The organism is Pseudomonas sp. TJI-51, from assembly GCF_000190455.2.
In the GTDB taxonomy this organism is placed as follows: domain Bacteria; phylum Pseudomonadota; class Gammaproteobacteria; order Pseudomonadales; family Pseudomonadaceae; genus Aquipseudomonas; species Aquipseudomonas juntendi.
Genome location: NZ_AEWE02000023.1, coordinates 20,215 through 37,841, shown reverse-complemented (window position 1 = coordinate 37,841; position 17,627 = coordinate 20,215). Strand labels below are relative to the sequence as shown.

20 protein-coding genes and 2 pseudogenes are annotated in these 17,627 nt (G+C 60.4%); 9 read left to right on the top strand and 13 right to left on the bottom strand.

Features of this window, described 5'->3' with window-relative positions; all coding sequences use genetic code 11:
- The 4 genes and pseudogenes from G1E_RS06060 to G1E_RS29210 form a co-directional block, all read left to right on the top strand.
- Nucleotides 1-751 (top strand): lytic transglycosylase domain-containing protein (locus G1E_RS06060; RefSeq protein ID WP_047149695.1); only part of this gene is annotated, 751 nt, incomplete at its 5' end.
- A 29-nt stretch (nucleotides 752-780) separates the two neighbouring features.
- Nucleotides 781-1,107, top strand: a complete 327-nt coding sequence (locus G1E_RS27340) for a TrbM/KikA/MpfK family conjugal transfer protein (protein WP_053070061.1) — start codon at nucleotides 781-783, stop codon at nucleotides 1,105-1,107.
- Nucleotides 1,097-1,225, top strand: coding sequence for a hypothetical protein (locus G1E_RS29215; RefSeq protein ID WP_254925078.1), 129 nt, complete (start codon nucleotides 1,097-1,099; stop codon nucleotides 1,223-1,225). The genes G1E_RS27340 and G1E_RS29215 overlap by 11 nt, the downstream gene beginning before the upstream one ends.
- Nucleotides 1,226-1,252: 27 nt before the next feature.
- Nucleotides 1,253-1,447 (top strand): annotated as a pseudogene (locus tag G1E_RS29210) (phospholipase D-like domain-containing protein); the annotation flags it as partial.
- A gap of 72 nt (nucleotides 1,448-1,519) precedes the next feature.
- Here the strand turns inward: G1E_RS29210 and G1E_RS06055 are convergent.
- The 7 genes from G1E_RS06055 to G1E_RS06025 form a co-directional block, all read right to left on the bottom strand.
- Nucleotides 1,520-2,623: an FAD-binding oxidoreductase gene (locus G1E_RS06055; protein ID WP_009682427.1), complete on the bottom strand. Its 1,104-nt coding sequence runs from the start codon at nucleotides 2,621-2,623 to the stop codon at nucleotides 1,520-1,522.
- Nucleotides 2,620-3,693 carry an aromatic ring-hydroxylating dioxygenase subunit alpha gene (locus G1E_RS06050; protein WP_009682426.1) on the bottom strand — a complete coding sequence of 358 codons (1,074 nt, stop codon included), beginning with the start codon at nucleotides 3,691-3,693 and terminating at the stop codon, nucleotides 2,620-2,622. Before G1E_RS06050 ends, G1E_RS06055 begins: the two co-directional genes overlap by 4 nt.
- 186 nt (nucleotides 3,694-3,879) lie before the next feature.
- The gene (locus G1E_RS06045; protein ID WP_009682425.1) at nucleotides 3,880-4,992 is read right to left on the bottom strand and encodes a DUF2817 domain-containing protein; all 1,113 of its coding nucleotides are present in this window, start codon (nucleotides 4,990-4,992) and stop codon (nucleotides 3,880-3,882) included.
- A gap of 23 nt (nucleotides 4,993-5,015) precedes the next feature.
- On the bottom strand, nucleotides 5,016-5,783 hold the full coding sequence (locus G1E_RS06040) for an ABC transporter ATP-binding protein (protein ID WP_009682424.1): 768 nt from the start codon (nucleotides 5,781-5,783) through the stop codon (nucleotides 5,016-5,018).
- 27 nt (nucleotides 5,784-5,810) lie between these two features.
- The gene (locus tag G1E_RS06035) at nucleotides 5,811-6,524 is read right to left on the bottom strand and encodes an ABC transporter permease (protein ID WP_009682423.1); all 714 of its coding nucleotides are present in this window, start codon (nucleotides 6,522-6,524) and stop codon (nucleotides 5,811-5,813) included.
- Nucleotides 6,521-7,210 (bottom strand): ABC transporter permease, encoded by a 690-nt coding sequence (locus G1E_RS06030; RefSeq protein WP_009682422.1) that lies wholly within the window; start codon nucleotides 7,208-7,210, stop codon nucleotides 6,521-6,523. The genes G1E_RS06035 and G1E_RS06030 overlap by 4 nt, the downstream gene beginning before the upstream one ends.
- A 116-nt stretch (nucleotides 7,211-7,326) precedes the next feature.
- Entirely contained in the window at nucleotides 7,327-8,097 is a 771-nt protein-coding gene (locus G1E_RS06025) for an ABC transporter substrate-binding protein (RefSeq protein WP_009682421.1), read from the bottom strand.
- Here G1E_RS06025 and G1E_RS28610 point away from each other — a divergent pair.
- Both G1E_RS28610 and G1E_RS06020 read left to right on the top strand, forming a co-directional pair.
- A complete protein-coding gene (locus tag G1E_RS28610) occupies nucleotides 8,054-8,452 on the top strand; it encodes a hypothetical protein (RefSeq protein ID WP_146226822.1) in 399 nt (132 codons plus the stop codon). The two genes, G1E_RS06025 and G1E_RS28610, sit on opposite strands and share 44 nt — an antisense overlap.
- A gap of 26 nt (nucleotides 8,453-8,478) precedes the next feature.
- Entirely contained in the window at nucleotides 8,479-9,408 is a 930-nt protein-coding gene (locus G1E_RS06020; RefSeq protein WP_009682420.1) for a LysR substrate-binding domain-containing protein, read from the top strand.
- Nucleotides 9,409-9,414: 6 nt separating this feature from the next.
- On the opposite strand, the pseudogene G1E_RS06015 reads toward G1E_RS06020, so the two are convergent.
- The 3 genes and pseudogenes from G1E_RS06015 to merR all read right to left on the bottom strand — a co-directional run.
- A pseudogene (locus G1E_RS06015) lies at nucleotides 9,415-10,030 on the bottom strand (LysR substrate-binding domain-containing protein); the annotation flags it as partial.
- A gap of 29 nt (nucleotides 10,031-10,059) precedes the next feature.
- Nucleotides 10,060-12,450 carry an AAA family ATPase gene (locus G1E_RS06010; protein WP_009682419.1) on the bottom strand — a complete coding sequence of 797 codons (2,391 nt, stop codon included), beginning with the start codon at nucleotides 12,448-12,450 and terminating at the stop codon, nucleotides 10,060-10,062.
- A gap of 91 nt (nucleotides 12,451-12,541) precedes the next feature.
- Nucleotides 12,542-12,940: an Hg(II)-responsive transcriptional regulator gene (gene merR / locus G1E_RS06005; RefSeq protein ID WP_003089120.1), complete on the bottom strand. Its 399-nt coding sequence runs from the start codon at nucleotides 12,938-12,940 to the stop codon at nucleotides 12,542-12,544.
- Between the two features lie 74 nt (nucleotides 12,941-13,014).
- Here merR and G1E_RS06000 point away from each other — a divergent pair, with 74 nt between their 5' ends.
- From G1E_RS06000 to G1E_RS05990, 3 genes are read left to right on the top strand one after another with little or no spacing between them, the layout of a single operon-like run.
- On the top strand, nucleotides 13,015-13,365 hold the full coding sequence (locus G1E_RS06000) for a mercuric transporter MerT family protein (RefSeq protein WP_009682418.1): 351 nt from the start codon (nucleotides 13,015-13,017) through the stop codon (nucleotides 13,363-13,365).
- A 12-nt stretch (nucleotides 13,366-13,377) separates the two neighbouring features.
- On the top strand, nucleotides 13,378-13,653 hold the full coding sequence (merP, locus tag G1E_RS05995; protein WP_003150552.1) for a mercury resistance system periplasmic binding protein MerP: 276 nt from the start codon (nucleotides 13,378-13,380) through the stop codon (nucleotides 13,651-13,653).
- Nucleotides 13,654-13,660: 7 nt separating this feature from the next.
- The gene (locus G1E_RS05990; RefSeq protein ID WP_003089113.1) at nucleotides 13,661-13,873 is read left to right on the top strand and encodes a GDCCVxC domain-containing (seleno)protein; all 213 of its coding nucleotides are present in this window, start codon (nucleotides 13,661-13,663) and stop codon (nucleotides 13,871-13,873) included.
- Nucleotides 13,874-13,885: 12 nt separating this feature from the next.
- On the opposite strand, the gene G1E_RS05985 is transcribed toward G1E_RS05990, so the two are convergent.
- From G1E_RS05985 to G1E_RS05975, 3 genes are read right to left on the bottom strand one after another with little or no spacing between them, the layout of a single operon-like run.
- Nucleotides 13,886-16,879 carry a Tn3 family transposase gene (locus G1E_RS05985; RefSeq protein ID WP_047149693.1) on the bottom strand — a complete coding sequence of 998 codons (2,994 nt, stop codon included), beginning with the start codon at nucleotides 16,877-16,879 and terminating at the stop codon, nucleotides 13,886-13,888.
- A gap of 3 nt (nucleotides 16,880-16,882) precedes the next feature.
- Nucleotides 16,883-17,293, bottom strand: coding sequence for a putative toxin-antitoxin system toxin component, PIN family (locus G1E_RS05980; protein WP_003150546.1), 411 nt, complete (start codon nucleotides 17,291-17,293; stop codon nucleotides 16,883-16,885).
- Nucleotides 17,293-17,532: a ribbon-helix-helix domain-containing protein gene (locus G1E_RS05975; protein ID WP_003089107.1), complete on the bottom strand. Its 240-nt coding sequence runs from the start codon at nucleotides 17,530-17,532 to the stop codon at nucleotides 17,293-17,295. Before G1E_RS05975 ends, G1E_RS05980 begins: the two co-directional genes overlap by 1 nt.
- Nucleotides 17,533-17,627: the final 95 nt, after the last annotated feature.

The window sequence follows — 17,627 nt, the reverse complement described above, 5'->3', positions numbered from 1 at the left end:
GTTTTCTCTATGCACCCCTATTGGGGTTGTCGATGGCCGATTGGAGCGTCAGCCCAAGTCGTTGCGTGAAGCGGTGGCCACCGCCGAACGGTTGGAGCGCGAAGGCTTCCGTTTCTCGGTCGGTATTGGCCAGCTCCTGGTGACGAACATGCGGGCTCTCGGCCTGAGCTACGCCCAAGCGTTTGAGCCGTGCCGCAACCTGCAGGCGATTAGCGAGCTGATGGTCAAGAACTACACCAAAGCCCTGACCGCGAATCCGAACCCACAAGAAGCCCTGCGCGACTCGCTCTCGATGTACTACAGCGGGAACCCTGTACGTGGTTATCGCCCGGACAAAGAGGGTGATCTGTCCTACGTGCAGAAAGTTGTGGTCGGTGCCCTGAATCCTTCGAGTGCTGATCCGATTGTGCCTGCTGTGGAGGCCACTGCAGGCGATGAGGCGATACCCGTAGCGGTTGCATCACCAGGGGCACGAAAAACGCCTGTGCGCGCTCGTACAGCTTCGTCAAAACATAGTGACCCATGGGTGATTGTGACCGACGAAAACGGCCAGGCACCGCAACCCGCTCAACAGGCTGCGATGCAACCGGCGAGCCCTGAGCAGTCAAGGATTCAAGTTGCGCTGGACACTGGCGATGCTGCGCCGGTTGAACAGTTCCAACGCTTCGCTGATCCCAAACCAGCCGCTGCGCTGGCATCCGGCCAAGGGCAAGCGCAAGTCGAGCCATCTTTCGTACAGATCATCAATTGAATTTCTCGCACGCGAGAAAAGGGGGATTTATGCAAAAACTTCCATCCGTTTTTTTGCTGGGAGCGTTATTGCTGTCAGGTCCAGCCGTTGCTGATGAACCGGTCCAGCCGCCCTATGGCCATGACAGTAACCCCGACGCTTGCGGTGCTGTTCTTTGTCTACTTGGCATGACCCGCGATGGTGACTGCGACAAGTACATCCAGAAATATTTCAGTATCAAGCGTTACAAGCACGGACATTTCAGTCCTTCGCGCACGAAAGCCGCACGGGGGGAGACTGTTGAGTCCTGCAAGGACGATGAGGGTTTGACTAAAAAGGCCAACGATATTTGGGGGCCTGTAGAACATGGTTTCTAGAGTTTTCAAGCCACTGGCGTTGACGATGGCACTGGTCGCGGGGGGCAGCCTGCAAGTGCTGGCCCTGGCTGCTGACAACGAGGGCGACGCAAGCCGTCGCATCGAGGTCGGTTTCTAGCCCGAGGGCTCTGCACAGAAACTAGTCTTGCGCACCATTTACGCGGCCACCAGCTCTATCCGCGTTGCTGCGTACGTCTTCACCAGTCCAGACGTTACCCGAGCGCTGGTTGCCGCCAAGCAACGCGGTGTTGACGTGGCGGTGGTCGCCGATCACCGCAGCAACCTCGAAGAAGCGCGCTCAACTGCTGGGCGCCATGCCCTGACGCTTATAGCCAAGACGGGTACCCAAATATTGGATCTGATTTTTCGCGCCCAGCATCAGACACGCGGCCGACTTCGCCTACGGCGCTTACTATTGGCGCAGTTGCACCGTGATCGCACTGGTGGGCCGCGTGCAGCACAACAGGATGTCACCGTTTTGCGGAGCGTCCAGCGGGTCGTCGAAGTACTCGACCGTACCTTCGCGCAAGCTCACCTGGCAGGTATTGCACAAGCCCGCCCGGCAATTGAACGCCGGAGTCAGGCCCGCCTGTTCGGCCAATTCGAGCAATGAATGGCAGTTTTCATCCCAGGCTACGCGGGTGCCGGACGGCATGAAGCAGACACTTACGGCACCGTCCTTTGCCACAGGTTCGCTCAGCGTCGGCTCAGGTGGCGGCGCTGGACTGACGTCGTCTTCCTCAAGCACCGTCGCCGGGCCAAAAAACTCGTAATGAATTCGTTCGCGGGCCACCCCAAGGCTGCGCAACAGCCGCCAGTTGGCCTGCATGAAAAGTCTGGGGCCGCACAGGTAGATATCATAGTCGTCCAACGGCAGCAGGCTTTGCAGGGTTTGGCGACTGATCAGGCCCTGGCTGTGAAAGCGGTCACGATCCGCCTCGCTCGGATTGCGATAACAGAAGTGCACTTCAATGCCCGGGCGCCGGTCGGCCAGGGCCAGCACTTCATCGCGAAACCCATGCACCGCGCCGTTTTCGCAGGCGTGCAGAAAGTGCACCGGGCGCATCGACTGGCCGCTCAGGCGATGCAGCATGCTCAGCATGGGCGTCAAACCGACGCCGCCGCTGAACAGCACCACCGGCCTTGGACTTTGCTCGTCCAGCACAAAGGTGCCGGATGGGCCTGCGATGTCGAGTACGTCGCCAACCCGCACGCCGTCGTGCAGGTGGTTGGAACCTTGTCCGGCCGGCAGGTCTTGGCGATCGAACGGGGCGGGTTCACGCTTGACCGAAATTCGTACCTGGAGCGGGTTGTCCGTGAGGGCACTGACGCTGTAGTTACGCAGCACTCGAGTGCCGTCGCCCAACACCAGCCGCACCGTGAGGAACTGCCCCGGACGAAAGTCCATGGGTGCAGGACCGTCCTGCGGCGCGAGGACGAAGGAGGTAATGACCGCGCTTTCCGGCGTTTTCTCGATCACCCGCCAAGCCTTGAAACCTTGGGGTTGGCTGCTCATCTCAAACCCCCGCTGTTTGCGGTCTGGCCTTGTACCAGCGGGATCAAGTCCGCAGGTTGTTCCTGGGCAATCAATTTGGCCAGGTTACGCCGGAAACGCAGGGGTCCCGAGTCGGAGGCCAGGTCGATATTGGGGCTGCACTTGTTGGCCATGCCTTGATGGACGGCGGCGAGCACCACGCGGTCTTCGGCGAAAGCGTGACGTACGTCCTCATCGAACTGGCGCGAGACTTCCTCGTTGTCCTGGTCGAAGTTGCGCACCTGGAACCAGTAGTAGCGGGTGGTGGACTCATCGATGGGGGTCATGAAGTTGTAGGAGTTCATCAAGAACACCTGTTCGTGCACCGGCCCGGCATCCGATCCGGTGCCGGCCGGGGTGAAGATGGCCTTGATGATGGCCTGGGCCGGGTAGTGCACTTCGTAATGCTGCTTGCGGTCACAGTTGCCGCTGAACTTGACGAACTTGGCGTAGAACGGCGCCACTTCGATGTCGCGCATCCACCGCGACACGATCACGCCGACGTCTGTCACCGTAGTTTGCAGCGGCTCCTGGGCGCATGCGGCGCTGCCAAAGGAGGACTGGTGAACCCAGGCCACGTGGGAGGGGTCGAGCAGGTTGTCGGTCATGTACAGGTAGTTGCAGGGGATGACCATGCTGTCGCCACGATTCAGGCCCCAGGCCGGATCGCCCCATTCGGGCACGTGGCAAATCTTGCTGGCGTCGGCCAGCTCGGCATCGCCCATCCAGATCCAGATCAGGCCGTAGCGCACGGCCAGCGGATAACTGCGCACCTTGGCGCCTTGGGGAACGTGCTTACTGCCGGGGGCGCGCACGCAACTGCCCGAGCAGTCGAAGGTTAGGCCGTGGTAACCGCATTCGATGTCGTCACCTTGGCGCCGCCCTAAGGACAACGGCAGTTTGCGATGCGGGCAGGCATCTTCTAGGGCGACCGGGGTGCCATCGCCTTTGCGGTAAAGCACTACCGCCTCATTCAGCAGCTTGACCGCAAACAGTTGCTCACCGAGTTCGGTTTCACTGGCGGCGACATACCAGGCGTTGCGCATAAACATGGGGTCTCTCCTTATTATTCTTCGGATCGTGGCTAACAACGGATCCAGAATACGAGAGGCCAGTTGAGTAAGAATAGATGGATAAAACTGATATTTGGTTTAGGTTCTCTTAAGTGTTTATCGCGTCCCCACGAACATCTCCTGTGGGAGCTAGCTTGCTCGCTCCCACACTGGGTGCTGTGCGTTTTACAGACCGCCGCGCGTGCCTATCGCGGACAACGCCCGTTCCCAGATCTGCCGCGTTCGCACCCACACCAACTCTTGCCAGTCGCTGTCCGCGGGGAAGAATTGTTCAAGCAGTTGCAACTTGATCTGCCGTGCTTCGGGGCCGGTTGGGTCGCCGTGTAGGTGCAGCCACTGATCGTCGCGCAGCACCGCATGGATTTGTTGACCAGGGTAGGTGCCGCACTCGATCACGAACGGCATCAGTTGCACATGAGGCAAGGCGTTGATGATGGCCTGGGAGGTGTAACCGGTGGCAGTGGCAGCAACGCCGGTGTCACTCTGGCTGTTGGCGCTGGTCATCAGGGTGAACAGCCAGGGCCCGAACAACACCTGGGCCTGGGGCAGTGCCGGGTACGAGGCCTGGGCAATGGTCATCAACATCGGATGGCCATAATCGCCCGCGCCGGTGTGCAGGTCGAAGCACATCGCGACCTCGGCGTGTGCCAGGTGTTCGCCGAGGATCCGGTGCAGGGTCTGGTTCGACCAACTTGAGCTGTTACCGCCGTAGAACAGGCCATCGGGATGGCGATACTGACCGGCCTCGACAATCGACATCACCGCCGACCAGCCCTCGCGGCTGATCCGTTCATTGAGCTGGGCATCGGCGCGCTCACGTTCGGGGCCACGCAGTTGGGTACAGGTGTAGATCGGGTGCAGAGTTTCATAAGCCGCGTTGTCGGGTGGTGTCTTAGTGAAGTCCAGGTAGTTGCGGTTGAGGTCGATGTTGTCCTCGTTGACCCGACGCATCCAGGCCGTGCCCCACGGGTTGATCAAGTGGATCATCAGTACCGCGACGTCGTCGGGCAGGCTGCGCTCCCTGAAGGTTTGCAGCCATTGGCGCTGGCAATCCGAGCCGTAATAACCTTCCACGCCGTGGGTGCCGCTCAAGGCCACCAACACCCGTTTGGCCTGGGGGTTGCCGAGCAGGGCCACATCTGTGCCCAGGGCCTCGGCGAACGGGCCGCGCAATGGGTGCGGGTAATGGCTAAGACGGGCGCCGACGGCCTCGGCGGCGGCGAGGAATTGTTCACGCTGCTGGGTAAAGCTGCGGTGTGATGGAAAACCGTTACTCATGGTTGTCTCCTGTCGAAATGGGGTTACTTCAGGCGGCCGGAGAGGAACTGGGTCAAGCGCTCGCTTTGCGGACTGACCAGCACTTCACCCGGCGGACCTTGCTCTTCAACCCGGCCTTGGTGCAGGAACATCACATGGTTGGAGACGTTGCGCGCAAACCCCATCTCGTGGGTGACCACGACCATGGTGCGACCTTCCTCGGCCAGGGCCTGCATCACTTTCAGCACCTCGCCCACCAGTTCCGGATCCAGCGCGGAAGTGGGTTCGTCGAACAACATCACTTCCGGTTCCATGGCCAAGGCACGGGCAATGGCGACCCTTTGCTGCTGGCCGCCGGACAGGTGGGACGGGTATTTTTTCTCAACGCTCGGGTCCAGACCGACTTTATGCAGGTACTGCCGCGCGCGTGCCTCTGCGTCCTTGCGCTTGACGCCCAGCACATGCACCGGTGCTTCGATGATGTTCTCCAGCACGGTCATGTGCTGCCACAGGTTGAAGTGCTGGAACACCATCGCCAGTTTGGTGCGCACTTTTTGCAGCTGACGCGGGTCGGCCACCCGCAGCGCGCCGTTGAGATCCTGTTTGGTGCGGATTTGCTCGTTGTTTACCGTGATGGTTCCGGCGCACGGCTGTTCCAGGAAGTTGATGCAACGCAGGAAGGTGCTTTTGCCCGAGCCGCTGGAGCCAATGATGCTGATTACGTCGCCAGCTTTGGCCTTGAGCGATACGCCCTTGAGTACTTCGTGGTCGCCGTATTTCTTGTGCAGCTCATCTACGCTTAGCTTATACATGTTCGATGTCTCCAAAAGGACGGTCACTCAATGCGCCTGCGGTTGCAAGAAGGCCAGCCAGCGCACTTCGCAGCGACGAAACAGCCAGACCAGGGTAAACACCATCAGCGCGTACAGCACCGCCGCCAGGCCGAAGGCTTCGAACGAGGAGTAGGTCGCAGAGTTGACGTCGCGAGCGACCTTCAATAGATCGGGCACGGTGGCGGTGAAGGCGAGAGTGGTGGAGTGCAGCATCAGGATCACTTCGTTGCTGTAGTACGGCAGCGAACGGCGCAATGCCGAGGGCAGGATGATTCGCCGGTACAGGGTGAAGGTGGACATGCCATAGGCGCGGCCTGCTTCGATCTCGCCATAGGGCGTGGCGCGGATGGCGCCGGCGAAAATCTCCGTGGTGTAGGCGCACGTGTTGAGGGCAAAGGCCAGCAGGGTGCAGTTCATGCCCTCGCGAAAAAACGCATCGAGGGTCGGTTGGTCGCGCACCACTTGCAAGCTGTAGATCCCGGTGTAGAGGATTAGCAGTTGGATATACAACGGCGTGCCGCGAAACACGTAGGTGTAGAACCATACGGGCATGCGCAGCAGCGGATTGGACGAGACTCGTGCCACGGCCAGCGGCACGGCCAGGGTGCCGCCGATGGCGATGGAAGCGACTAGCAGCCAGAGGGTCATGGCCACGCCTGAGAGTTGGTAGCCGTCAAACCAAAGGTAGGCTTTCCAGTACTCCTGGACGATATCGATCATAGCTGCGCACCTCTGACGCCCACCGAGTAGCGGCGTTCAAGCCACATCAGCACGCCGTTGGAAACGGTGGTCAGGGCCAGGTAGATCAGGCCGCCGACCACGCTGAAGAAAAACAGGTCCATGGAGTTCTTGCCCGCGTCCTGGGTGACTTTGACGATATCGATCAAACCAATGATCGACACCAGCGCCGTGGCCTTGATCAACACCTGCCAGTTGTTGCCGATTCCCGGTAGGGCGAAGCGCATCATTTGTGGAAACAGCACCCGCACAAACACCTGCCGACGATTCATGCCGTAGGCCACGGCAGCTTCCAACTGGCCGGCTGGCACGGACTGAAAAGCGCCGCGGAAGGTCTCGGTGAAATAGGCACCGTAGATGAAACCCAGGGTCAGCACCCCGGCCGCGAAGGGGTTGATGTCAATCTGTTCGGTGTCCAGCCATTCAGTCAGGTTGTTCAGCCAGATCTGCAGGCTGAAGAACAGCAACAACATGATCACCAGGTCCGGCACGCTGCGAATCAGCGTGGTGTAGCCGGCGGCCAGGTGACGCAGCAGCGGTTGTTTCGATAGTTTGGCTGATGCGCCGATCAGGCCCAGCGTGACGGCCAGTACCATGGACATCAGTGCCAGCTGGATGGTCGCCAACGTACCTTCGAGAATGAGCGAACCATAGCCCTGTAAAAGCATGTTCTGTCTCTCCGTTGGCAAGGGCGGCCCGGGGGCCGGCCCTTGCGCGAAATGGATGGGCAAGGCGCCGGATCACCAAGCCGCGAGCGTTCCGGCACCGGTCAAGCGCAGGGCTTTTAGTTGTAGATGTCGAAGGTGAAGTACTTCTTCTGGATGGTGTCGTAGGTGCCGTTCTTGTGCATTTCGGCCAGTGCCCGGTTGATGGCTTCCATCAGCTGCGGCTCGTTCTTGCGCAGGCCGATGGCAATGCCTTCGCCCAGCAGTTCCTGGTTGTACACAGCGTCGCCGGCGAAGGCGAAACCGGTGTTCTTAGGCGTTTGCAAAAAACCCAGTTCGGCCACGGCGGCATCGGTCAGGCTGGCGTCGATACGGCCGCTGACCAGGTCCGGATACAGCAAGTCCTGATTGGGGTAGGTGACCATGATCACCCCTTTAGGCGCCCAGATTTTTTTGACGTACGTCTCTTGGGTAGTGCCTTGGGCTACGCCGACGCGCTTGCCTTTCAGGGATTCTGGCGTAGGCAGCAGACCGCTGTCCTTTTTCGCGATCAAACGGTTGGGGGAGTTATAGAGACGGTCGGAGAAGTCCACGTTTTTTTTGCGCTGGTCGTTGATGGTCATTGCCGACAACACGGCATCGAACTTTTTCGCCCGCAGCGCCGGGATGATGCTGTCGAATGCGTTTTCCACCCACACGCACTTGACCTTCAGCTCGGCGCAAATGGCGTTGCCCAGGTCGATGTCAAAGCCCACCAGTTGACCGTCGGGGTTTTTCGATTCGAACGGAGCGAAGGTCGGATCGACGCCAAAGCGAATGACGCTTAAATCCTTGGCCAGGACGCCGGTGGAAGCCAATGCAAAGACGGTGGCGAGTACAAATTTTTTCATTGTTGTTTTTCCTTTGTCTGACGGATCGAACGCTAACGATGTATTACAGAAAAATCTTTATATGATAGTACCTGTATATATATTTAATGCAAAATACAGGCCAATTCACGGAAAATGCCTGCAAGGTGCTGTTTTTCGCGGTGCTGATAAGCCCGGGGTGGCTGAGTCGCCGGGCCACTATGGTTTTTTGGTACGCATGGTTACATCAGAGGCTGCACCGTATCGGGTCTTGCGTAACAACATGGGGCGTCTCCTGACCGGGACAGGTAAATACCCGCCAAAGCCAGAATACGAGGCTTTTCATATACAAAAAATGTCGAAAACTGTGGCTTGCTATAGCTCAGCTAAAGTATAAAACCGTCGATTGCTATGGAGATGATGATGAACAGCTTGCCTTCCCTGCGCGCGCTGCAGGTTTTTGAAGCCGTGGGACGTTTCGGCGGCATTGTCGAGGCCGCCAAGCGTCTGGGTATCTCGGCCGGTGCCGTCAGCCAACAAATGAAACTGCTGGAAGACACCCTGGGCTTGAGCCTGACCTTGAAGGTCGGCAAGCGTATTCGCCTGACCGCCGCCGGCCAGCGTTATCACGATAGCTGCGCAGCGGCATTCGAGAGCCTGCGCATCGCCCAGGTCGAGGTCGAGCGGTCGAAAAACGCCAGCAACCTGCGCATCAGCGCTTTGCCGTCATTGCTGTCGGATTGGTTGGCACCGCACATCTATGCCTGGCAGGACGAGCACCCGGAACTCAATTTGTTTCTCGATGGCAGTCACGCCGAACCTTCGCCAGAGGGCTACGACATCGATTTTCGCTTCACCTACGGCGACTACGTGGCCACGGAAAACGCCATCGAACTGTTTCGCGATTGCGTGGTGCCGGTGTGCAGCCCTTGGTTGTTGCGGCCTGATGTGCTGCTCAACAAACCGGCAGACCTGCTGGCATATCCGCTGCTGTCCATCGACTGGCTACCGAAGTTTGCCTCGCCGCCTTCGTGGCGTGACTGGTTCAAGGCCCAACAGGTGGACTGCGAAAGCATTCGCGATGGCTACCGCGTGTATTCCTTGTCTGCCATGGCAATCCAGGCCGCATTGGCGGGGCAGGGTGTGGTACTGGCGCAATACTCAATGGTGGCTGATGCGTTGTCAGATGGGCGTTTGATCAGGCCGTTTGCCCGGGCCTTGCCCTTGCCGTCGGCGTATTTTTTGGTGGGTGCCAAGGGCGCGTTCGACAAGGCCCACTGCCGCGACTTCCACCGTTGGATTGTGGCGCGCGGGCGTGAGCAAATGGTGATCAATCAGCGGTTGCTGGCGTAGCCGTCACTAGGCTGCGCTTGAGCTCAGGTTTTCGTCGGACAGTTCGCTGTTGGAGCGCCGGCACAGGTAGTACTGGCGGCCGTCATCCACGTGCAGGTCGAACAGCTTTACCAGTTCGCCGCTGGCGACATCGGCGCCACCAACGGCTCGCGCAGCAGCGAGCAACCCAGGCCGGTCAGCGCCAGTTGCCCGTCTTCGAGCAGCAAGCCATTGAGCGCACTGGCGTGCTTGACCTCGGCGACTTGAAACCATTCGGCCCAGGTGCCGCGTTCTTCGTCGTGCAGCAACGGCAGTTGGCTCAAGGCCTGGGGCGAGTCGATGGGGGCGTGGCGCTGAAGGAATTCGCGGCTGCAATAGGGCGAGACGGCACCCGAGATCAGCGGCTCGCTGTGATTGCCCGGCCAGTGGCTGGTTCGCTGGAATAGCTGCGGTGGTTTGCGTAGGTGACGTTGATGTCCAGTTCCGGGTTTTGCGCCAGGAACTCGACCAGCCTCGGAATGAACAGGTTGATGCCAAACAGCGGAATCAAGCTGATGGTCACCTGGCGCATGACGGACTTCTCGCGCACATGCTCGGTGGCGCTGTGCAATACCGCGAAAGCCGAGCGGATGGCACGGTAATAGGGGGCATGCCGAGATAAGGCAAAGTTCACTAATTTGGTATGCCGCCGCTTGGGCTGTTGGGCCGCATGCGTTTTTCGCGTTCCAAAGCTCGCTCGGTTTTTGGCCCATCCACAACCGTTTTCGGGGCGTGCGCTTTCTGCAGGCGCTGGGCGTCCCGCTCTTTTTGCAGCGCCAGTGCCGTGGTTTTGTCGTAGCGCTTGGCAATAGAACCCGGCAAACCGGCGATAGCATCGGTGTAGATCCTCGCTTCCAACCGCGCCCGACTGATGGCCACGTAGAACAGATTTAGCGAAGTGGTACGGCTCTTGGTGTTCACGGAGATCATCACGCGATCATTGGTTAGGCCCTGCGCACTGTGAACAGTCGCGGAATAAGCGTGTTCCAGGTGCAGCGGTTTGTTCGATGGCAGCTTCACCACGCGCTCCGGCTTTCCGTCGCGCTCTCTGGTCGAAGCCAGCTCGATCATGCCGTTGGCTGTGCTGATAACTCGCATCCGGTCGCCGTTGGTGAGGTCGAGTGATGGCGTGTTGCGGGTGATGCGTACCAGGTCGCCAATGGACAGCTCCGGGCGCTCTGCCTTGTAGACGCTGAGCTTTGTAACCTGTCGCGAGTTGATCTGACGGCTCTGGCCATCGGCACCGGTCACGACAAGGATGTTTCCCGGTAACGCCTGTTTGACGGTGTAGTTCTCGCCACGAACCAAGCCCGCTTTTTTGTAGTCTTTCTCCGGCTGAATGACCATTCCTTGCTGGTAGGTCGGTGCGTAGCGCCGCTCTGCCTGAGTCATATCAACGCGGTTCAACGTGTCGAACTTCGCCCCCCGGCCCTCAAGGCCCAATGCCTTGCGCGCCAAAGTGTTGATCTCTTTGCGGTCTTTGTTTGTACCGGCAACGATCAATACCTCTCTACGCTCCTGGTCAGTCAGTTGCATGTAGTCGTTGACGATCGCTTGATGTCGATCGATAGGGTTGCGCAGTTCCTCAATGTGCTTGATGTGCTGCAGCGACTTGGGAGTATTGCCATCGGCGGCGTGCTCGACGGCTAATTTCAACTCGGGGTCTTTCTGCCGCTGGATCTCCTTGATCCGGGCGGTTTGCATGCCGTTCTGCTGGAGCTGGGCGAATGGTTTTCCCGCCTCGATGGCCTCGGTCTGTTTGGTATCGCCCAGCTGAACAAGGCGGGCCCCGAACTTTTCCACCAGCCGCATGAGCTGTTCCATCTGGCGAGCGCCGACGACACCGGCCTCGTCGAGAACAATGATAGTCCTTTCGTCCAGGGTCTTGTCTTTGGTGTTGAAAAAGCTGGCCAGGGTATGAGCGTCCATCCCCTCGTTTTTGAGTGCGGCAACTTGGTTCCCATACGGCGCCAATGCGAGGATTCGATAGCCGAGTTGATCCTCTGTCTTGCCGTAACTCATTGCCTCGTTGACGGATGTGAGCAGTTGCACGGCCCGCTCAACGGAGTAGGTTTTGCCCGTACCAGCATCACCCTGAATGCCGACAAACCGATTCTCCGTGCTGACGATGGTCTCGACGGCTTGCCGTTGGCCAGCGGTGAGGGTTGATCCTTCAAGTGCTTTAGCGACCTGCTCCTGGGACATGAGCGGCGTCACCTGGCCCCGGCCAGTGCGCTCAATGGCAAGGATGGCTTTCTCGCGCTTCAAGCCTTTCTGTGTGGTGTAGCGCTTCTCGGTTGGCACCAATGAACCGCGCTCGATGGCGGTGGCCACGTACTGTTTTGCCTGCTTGTCCGTCCAGCCTTTCAACTCCTGCAGGTGAGCTTGCCAACCTGCAGGCGACAACACGGGCGCGTTTTCCGTGGGCTGTGCCATTGAGTAGGCCGGTGCTGACTCTATGAGCGTACCTTGTTGTACCAGCCGGGCTATTTCGGCCCGTACCTGGTCAGGCCCGGCCAACCCTACCGAACGCTGGAGCGCCACGGTCAACAGGTCCAACTGGGTAACAACCTGTTCACGCTCGGTCAGGTGATTGATTGCGTATTGCACAACGGCTTGGGCCGGTGTCAGCCCTGCGGGTAGATTGGGATCAGATGGAACGCGGCCAGCGCCTGACGCTGGGCCTGATTCACCATACTCGCGGCCATCCAATCGGCTTTGTGGGCCGTAGTCGATCCCTAACTCGCGGCTTTTCGTCACCCAATACTGTTTCACCAGATCGTGGTCGCGCTCGTCTTTGTGCGGCCTGGTGGCCATTGAGATAACTTGTTTTTCCAGAGTGGTCGCGTCGGCCCGGGTTTTCCCGTCCTTGGCCAACGCTTCTTCAATGACTTTGCTGCGGCTGGAGAATGCTTCGATCTGTTCCCGTGAAATGTGATTCAGCTCGAAGTTGCCTTTGCCATCGAGTACGCGGATCTCGTAGCCCAGCTCGCGCAGCTCCAAGGCCAGTTGGCCCTTGTACATGGGGTTTGGGGAGCAATGGAACCAAAAACCAACGTAAGCTCTGAATCCCACCGTAAAGGGGCTTTCCGATCTCCAGCTCACCCGCCAGGCATTACTCTCTGATCAGTGCCTCGATGATCGGGCAGATCGTTCCGCCGTCTCCCGCATCACATTGCTGCACCAGTTCGCCTAACAGTTGCTGCATGACGACCAAGTCGGCCATCTTCTGCTCGATCAACGCGAGCTTGCGTGCAGCCCGTGCTCGCGTTTCGGCACAGGCGCACGACTCATCCAGCGTCAGCAGTCCACCGACTTCCGAGAGCGTGAAACCCAGCGCCTGAGCCCGCTTGATGAAACGCAGTCGCTTCACCATGTCCACCGGATAGCGCCGATGGCCACCCAAGGGTTTGGCTGGTTCATCCAGCAGCCCGCGTCGCTGGTAGTAGCGGATCGTCTCGACGTTCACCCCGGCGGCGTCTGCCAGCTTGCCAATGGTCAGCTCTGTGGCCATCACTTTCTCCTTGATTCCGTACTTTGGTACGGAGTTTAGAATAGCACCTAGGCAATCAGGCTCAGGAGATGGGAATGGGGATGCAACTCACCGGGAAAGGCTCGCTGGTCGCGAGTTCGCTGACCGCCATCGGTGCGTCGGTGTGCTGTGTCGGGCCACTGGTGCTGTTGGCACTCGGTGTCGGCGGTACGTGGGTGGGCGCTCTGACCATGATGGAGCCACTACGCCCCCTCTTCATCGGGTTGACTCTACTGTTCCTGGGATTGGCATTCCGCAAGCTCTACCTGGTGCCACAGGTTTGTACGCCAGGTACACCCTGCGCCAATCCGCGCACGCTCGTGCGACAGCGACTCGTGTTCTGGATCGTCAGCGTGCTGCTGCTCGGCCTATTGGCCGTGCCGTGGCTCGCCCCGCTGTTCTACTGAAGGAGATTAACCATGCGCAAACTGCTGATCGCCGTGCTTTTCGCCTTGCCCTTCGTGGCGCTGGCGGCTCCCCCGAAAACCGTCACGCTCGACGTGCAGAACATGACGTGCGGACTCTGTCCGATCACGGTCAAGAAGTCGCTGGAGAAGGTGTCCGGCGTGAGTGACGTCCAGGTCAATTTCGACCAGAAGACGGCGACCGTCACCTACGATCCCGATAAGGCCCAGCCCGAGGCACTGACTGAGGCGACCGCGAACGCGGGATACCCCTCCACAGTGCAGAAGTGAGGTCACGATGAGCGCCATTGTCCTTGAGTCCGTGCTGACTTGCCCGCGCTGCGGCTTCGCCAAGCCGGAAACCATGCCCACGGACGCCTGCCAGTTCTATTACGAGTGCAGCAACTGCAAGGCGCTGCTGCGCCCCAACCCAGGGGATTGCTGCGTTTTCTGTTCGTTCGGCTCGGTGAAGTGCCCGCCGATCCAGCAGCAGCTTGGGTGTTGCTCATAGCGTTTAGGGGGATCACAGGTCGTCGTCTGGATTACGCAGTGGCCGCAGCTCGCCGCGCGCAACTTCTTCCGGTACCGCAAAGGAATACCGCCCGAGCATGTTGATGTGCTCGTAGATCAGCGGCGATAGCCGGGCCAAATCCTCTTCCAGCACTGGATAGCCGTGCTGCTTGAGCCGTTCCACGGCCGCCGTCATGTAGAGGGTGTTCCACAGCACGATGATGTTCACCACCAGGCCCAGAGCACCGAGCTGGTCTTCCTGGCCTTCGCGGTAGCGCTGGCGGAGCTCGCCGCGTTTGCCGTGGAACACGGCGCGGGCCAGGCTGTGCCGGCCTTCGCCTCGGTTCAACTGGGTCAGGGTGGCGCGGCGCTTGGACTCGTCGTCGATATAGGTCAACGTGTGCAGAGTCTTTTCGATCCGCCCGAATTCGGCCAGCGCCTGGGCCAGCCGGGTGGGTCTATCTCCCGTTTGCAGCGTGCGCATGATGCCAGTCGCCGGCACCCGGCCGAGTTTGAGCGAGCCGGCCAGGCGCAGCAGGTCGTCCCAGTGCTCGGCGATCAGGTCGAGTTTGACCGACTGGCGGGCCAGCCCGTTGAGCTTGCCGTAGTCCGCGTCCGGGCGCGTGCGCCAGAAGCGGGTACCGCCGACATCGGCCAGCCGCGGACTGAAGTGGTAGCCAAGTAGGCGGAAGAGCCCGAACACCACATCGCTGTAGGCCCCGGTGTCGGTCATGATTTGCGTCGGCTGCAACTCGGTCTGCTGTTCCAGCACGACCGCCAGCAACACCAGGCTGTCGCGCAGCGTGCCGGGCACGGTGATGGCGTTGAGGCCGGAGAATTGGTCGGAAATCAGGTTGTACCAGGTGACACCCCGGCCGGTGCCGAAATACTTCGGATTGGGGCCGGCATGCACGGTGCGCACCGGTACGACGAAGCGCATGCCATCGGCGGAGGCGACCTCGCCGCCACCCCAGACTTGGGCCAGTTCCAGTTGGCTTTGCGCTCCGACCAGGATGGCGTTAGCCGCTGACAGGGTGTCGTCGCGGATATAATTCTGGCTGACCCAGGACAGCCGGTCACGGCGCAGCGCCGGGTTGTCGGTGCGGATCAAGGGCTCCAGGCCGGTGTTGCAGGCCCCGCCCAACAGCACCGCGCAGAGGCTGGTGACCAGGTTGTCGGCGCGTGCATTGCGTTCGGAGACATGGGTGAAGGCCTCGGAAAAGCCAGTGCGGGCGGCGATTTCCAAGAGGATTTCCGGCAGATCGACACGCGGCATCAGGTCAGACACGGCCGCCCGCAGTTGCAGCAACGAGCAGGGCTCGTCCAGCTTGTCCAGCGCCCCGAGCGACAGTTCGGTCTTGCCCTCGGTGTTCTCGCTCAGTTGAATCGCCGGGTTGTCGGGCAGGCGCGCGGCTACTGCCAGCCAGGTTGCATCCAGCTCGACGGACAAGGCGTCCAGGGTGGTTTTGGCGTCGATGGTCAGGCCCAGTGACCGGCAGATGATCGGTCGCGCCGCCAGCCATTCGGCACCGTCGAGCAGGCCAAGGCGCGGGTCGGCATAGCGCCAACTGGGCGAGACGAAGACATCGCGGCGGCGCAGGGCCGTGCGCAGCGCATCGAGCGTGCAGAACACATAGGCACCCATGTCGAGGGAGCCATCTTCGCGGGTGATGTGCTTCTGCCAAGCCTTGGCCACGATCTCCTGCGGCGCGTCATCCTCTGGCTTCCGGCGCGGCAGGGTCAGTTGCAGCCCCCCCAGACTAGCCGCCACGCCCTTGCCGGCCGGGCTGAAGCCGAAGCGGATGTGCTTGAGCAGGTCGGGCAGGAAGCGGCGCACGCTGCGGTAGCGCGCTTCCAATGCAAGAAAATAGACGTCATCTACCGGGCGGATCAGCGCGTTGACCTCTTCCAGGGCCTTTTCCAGGGTGGTCCTCGGCAGGTCGTTGAACAGCCGGGCGCGCACGTTGTCATCGCTGATCGAGCTGTCCAGCACGACCTTGCACGCGGCGGCGAGCGTCGCGGCCGACCGATCCAGGTCTTTCAGGCTGCGCATGCGGGCTTTCTTGTCGGCCTTCTCCGCGTTGCTGAACAGGTCGCGCAGCAAGGCCTCCAGGACTTCCAGTGCGTCGTCGTGCGCAGTCGCCTCCAGGCAGAGTGCGAAGGCCACCAGTGTCGCCATCCGCCGCGACGCCGGCAGCCGATTAATCGCGGTGACCTTGGCCGTGTTGGCGAAGCGGGCCAGGGCGGCGATACGGCTGGGGGGGATGTGCGCCGCCGCCGGCAAGGTGATGCCGATGCCGCGCACGTCATCGAGCCGGCGCAGTGCCCGAATCAACGCGGGGCCACTGACCATGACCGGGCCGGAGCGCAATTGATCCAGCCGGGAGCTGCGGTTGCCTTCGGCCACCGTCAGCAAGTCTTGCAGTTGCAATCGCTGTTCCTCAGTCACGCTGCGGCCCAGCGTAAACCAGAGGCGTTCTTCGACCCGACTGCGCAACTGGGCGATAAAGCGCTCTAGTTGAGACACACCAGGCAGGAGGACTTTCTGTGTGAACAGCCACGAGGTGGCTCGCTCAAACAGCACTCCCGGCCGGTCGGTGCCCGTCCAGCAGAGGGCATACAGCCAGCGGCTCAAGCGAAAGCCGATGCCCGGATCGGTGAAATGACGATAGCCAAAGCGGTTCTGAATATCGGTGGCATGTATCCAGCGGCGATGATCGCTATAGCGCTGGAGGCAGTCGGGGTCTGGAATCGCCAGTTGTCGGCAAAGCACCTGCAGGACTTCCACCGGCACGGCGGCGGGCTTGTCCGGCAGAACGCCAACGAAGCGGACGGTGGTCAGCAGAACGGCATAACCCAGACGGTTATGGCTACCCCGCAGCACCTGGATGGCTTCACGGTCTTCATCGCTCAGGTGGAAGTAACGTTCCAGCTCTTCACGGCTGGGCGAATCAACATAGCGGCCAAAACCGTCGCGTTGCTCTTGAGTCAGAAAACCGACCGGCATTGATCACAGCACCTCGACGCAGAACACGGCGGGCGTGACGATCCGCGTGCGTTCGATGTGCCCGCGTTGCAGCAGGCCGGCGCGGCGATCACCGGTTACCAGGTAGTCCGCATCGCCCGCCAAGGCCATGGCCAGCAAAAACGAGTCATCCGGATCATCGGCTTCGACCTCGATGGTCAGGCGCTCCAGTACCACAGCCCGTTGCAGGTTATTGATCATGGCGCCCACCTTGGCGGGCTGTAGGATGGCCTGAAGCTTGGGATAGCGGCTGGCTCGACGAATTTCATCGAGTTGCATCCGCGAGGTCACCACCTCGAAACGCGCCGCCCGCCAGGCACGGTAGATCGCATCGGGCGCGCCATGTGGCGAGATCAGGGCGCTGAACAGGATGTTGGTATCCAACACGACCCGCATCAGCGCTTACGTGCCCAGTCGAGCGCTTCGTCAACCGCGTTGGTCAATTCTGCCTCACTCAGATGGGCGTTAGCGGCCTTGGCCTGCTCAGCGCTCAGCTCCAGGATGTGTGCCCGTACCGCTTCTTCGATGAAGCGCGACAGGTCGCCCTTACGGCCGCCGCCCTGGCTGGCCAGAAACATCCGAAGCGACTGGTCGGTGTCGGCCGAGACGGCGACATTCCAGCGAATGGTATTCATAGCGTTCTCCGCTAATAGGTGTTTGTGTGTTTATACGCCAATCACAAAGGGCGATGCAATGGTTCGACAAAACGATGGTTTTCCCGAACTAACCA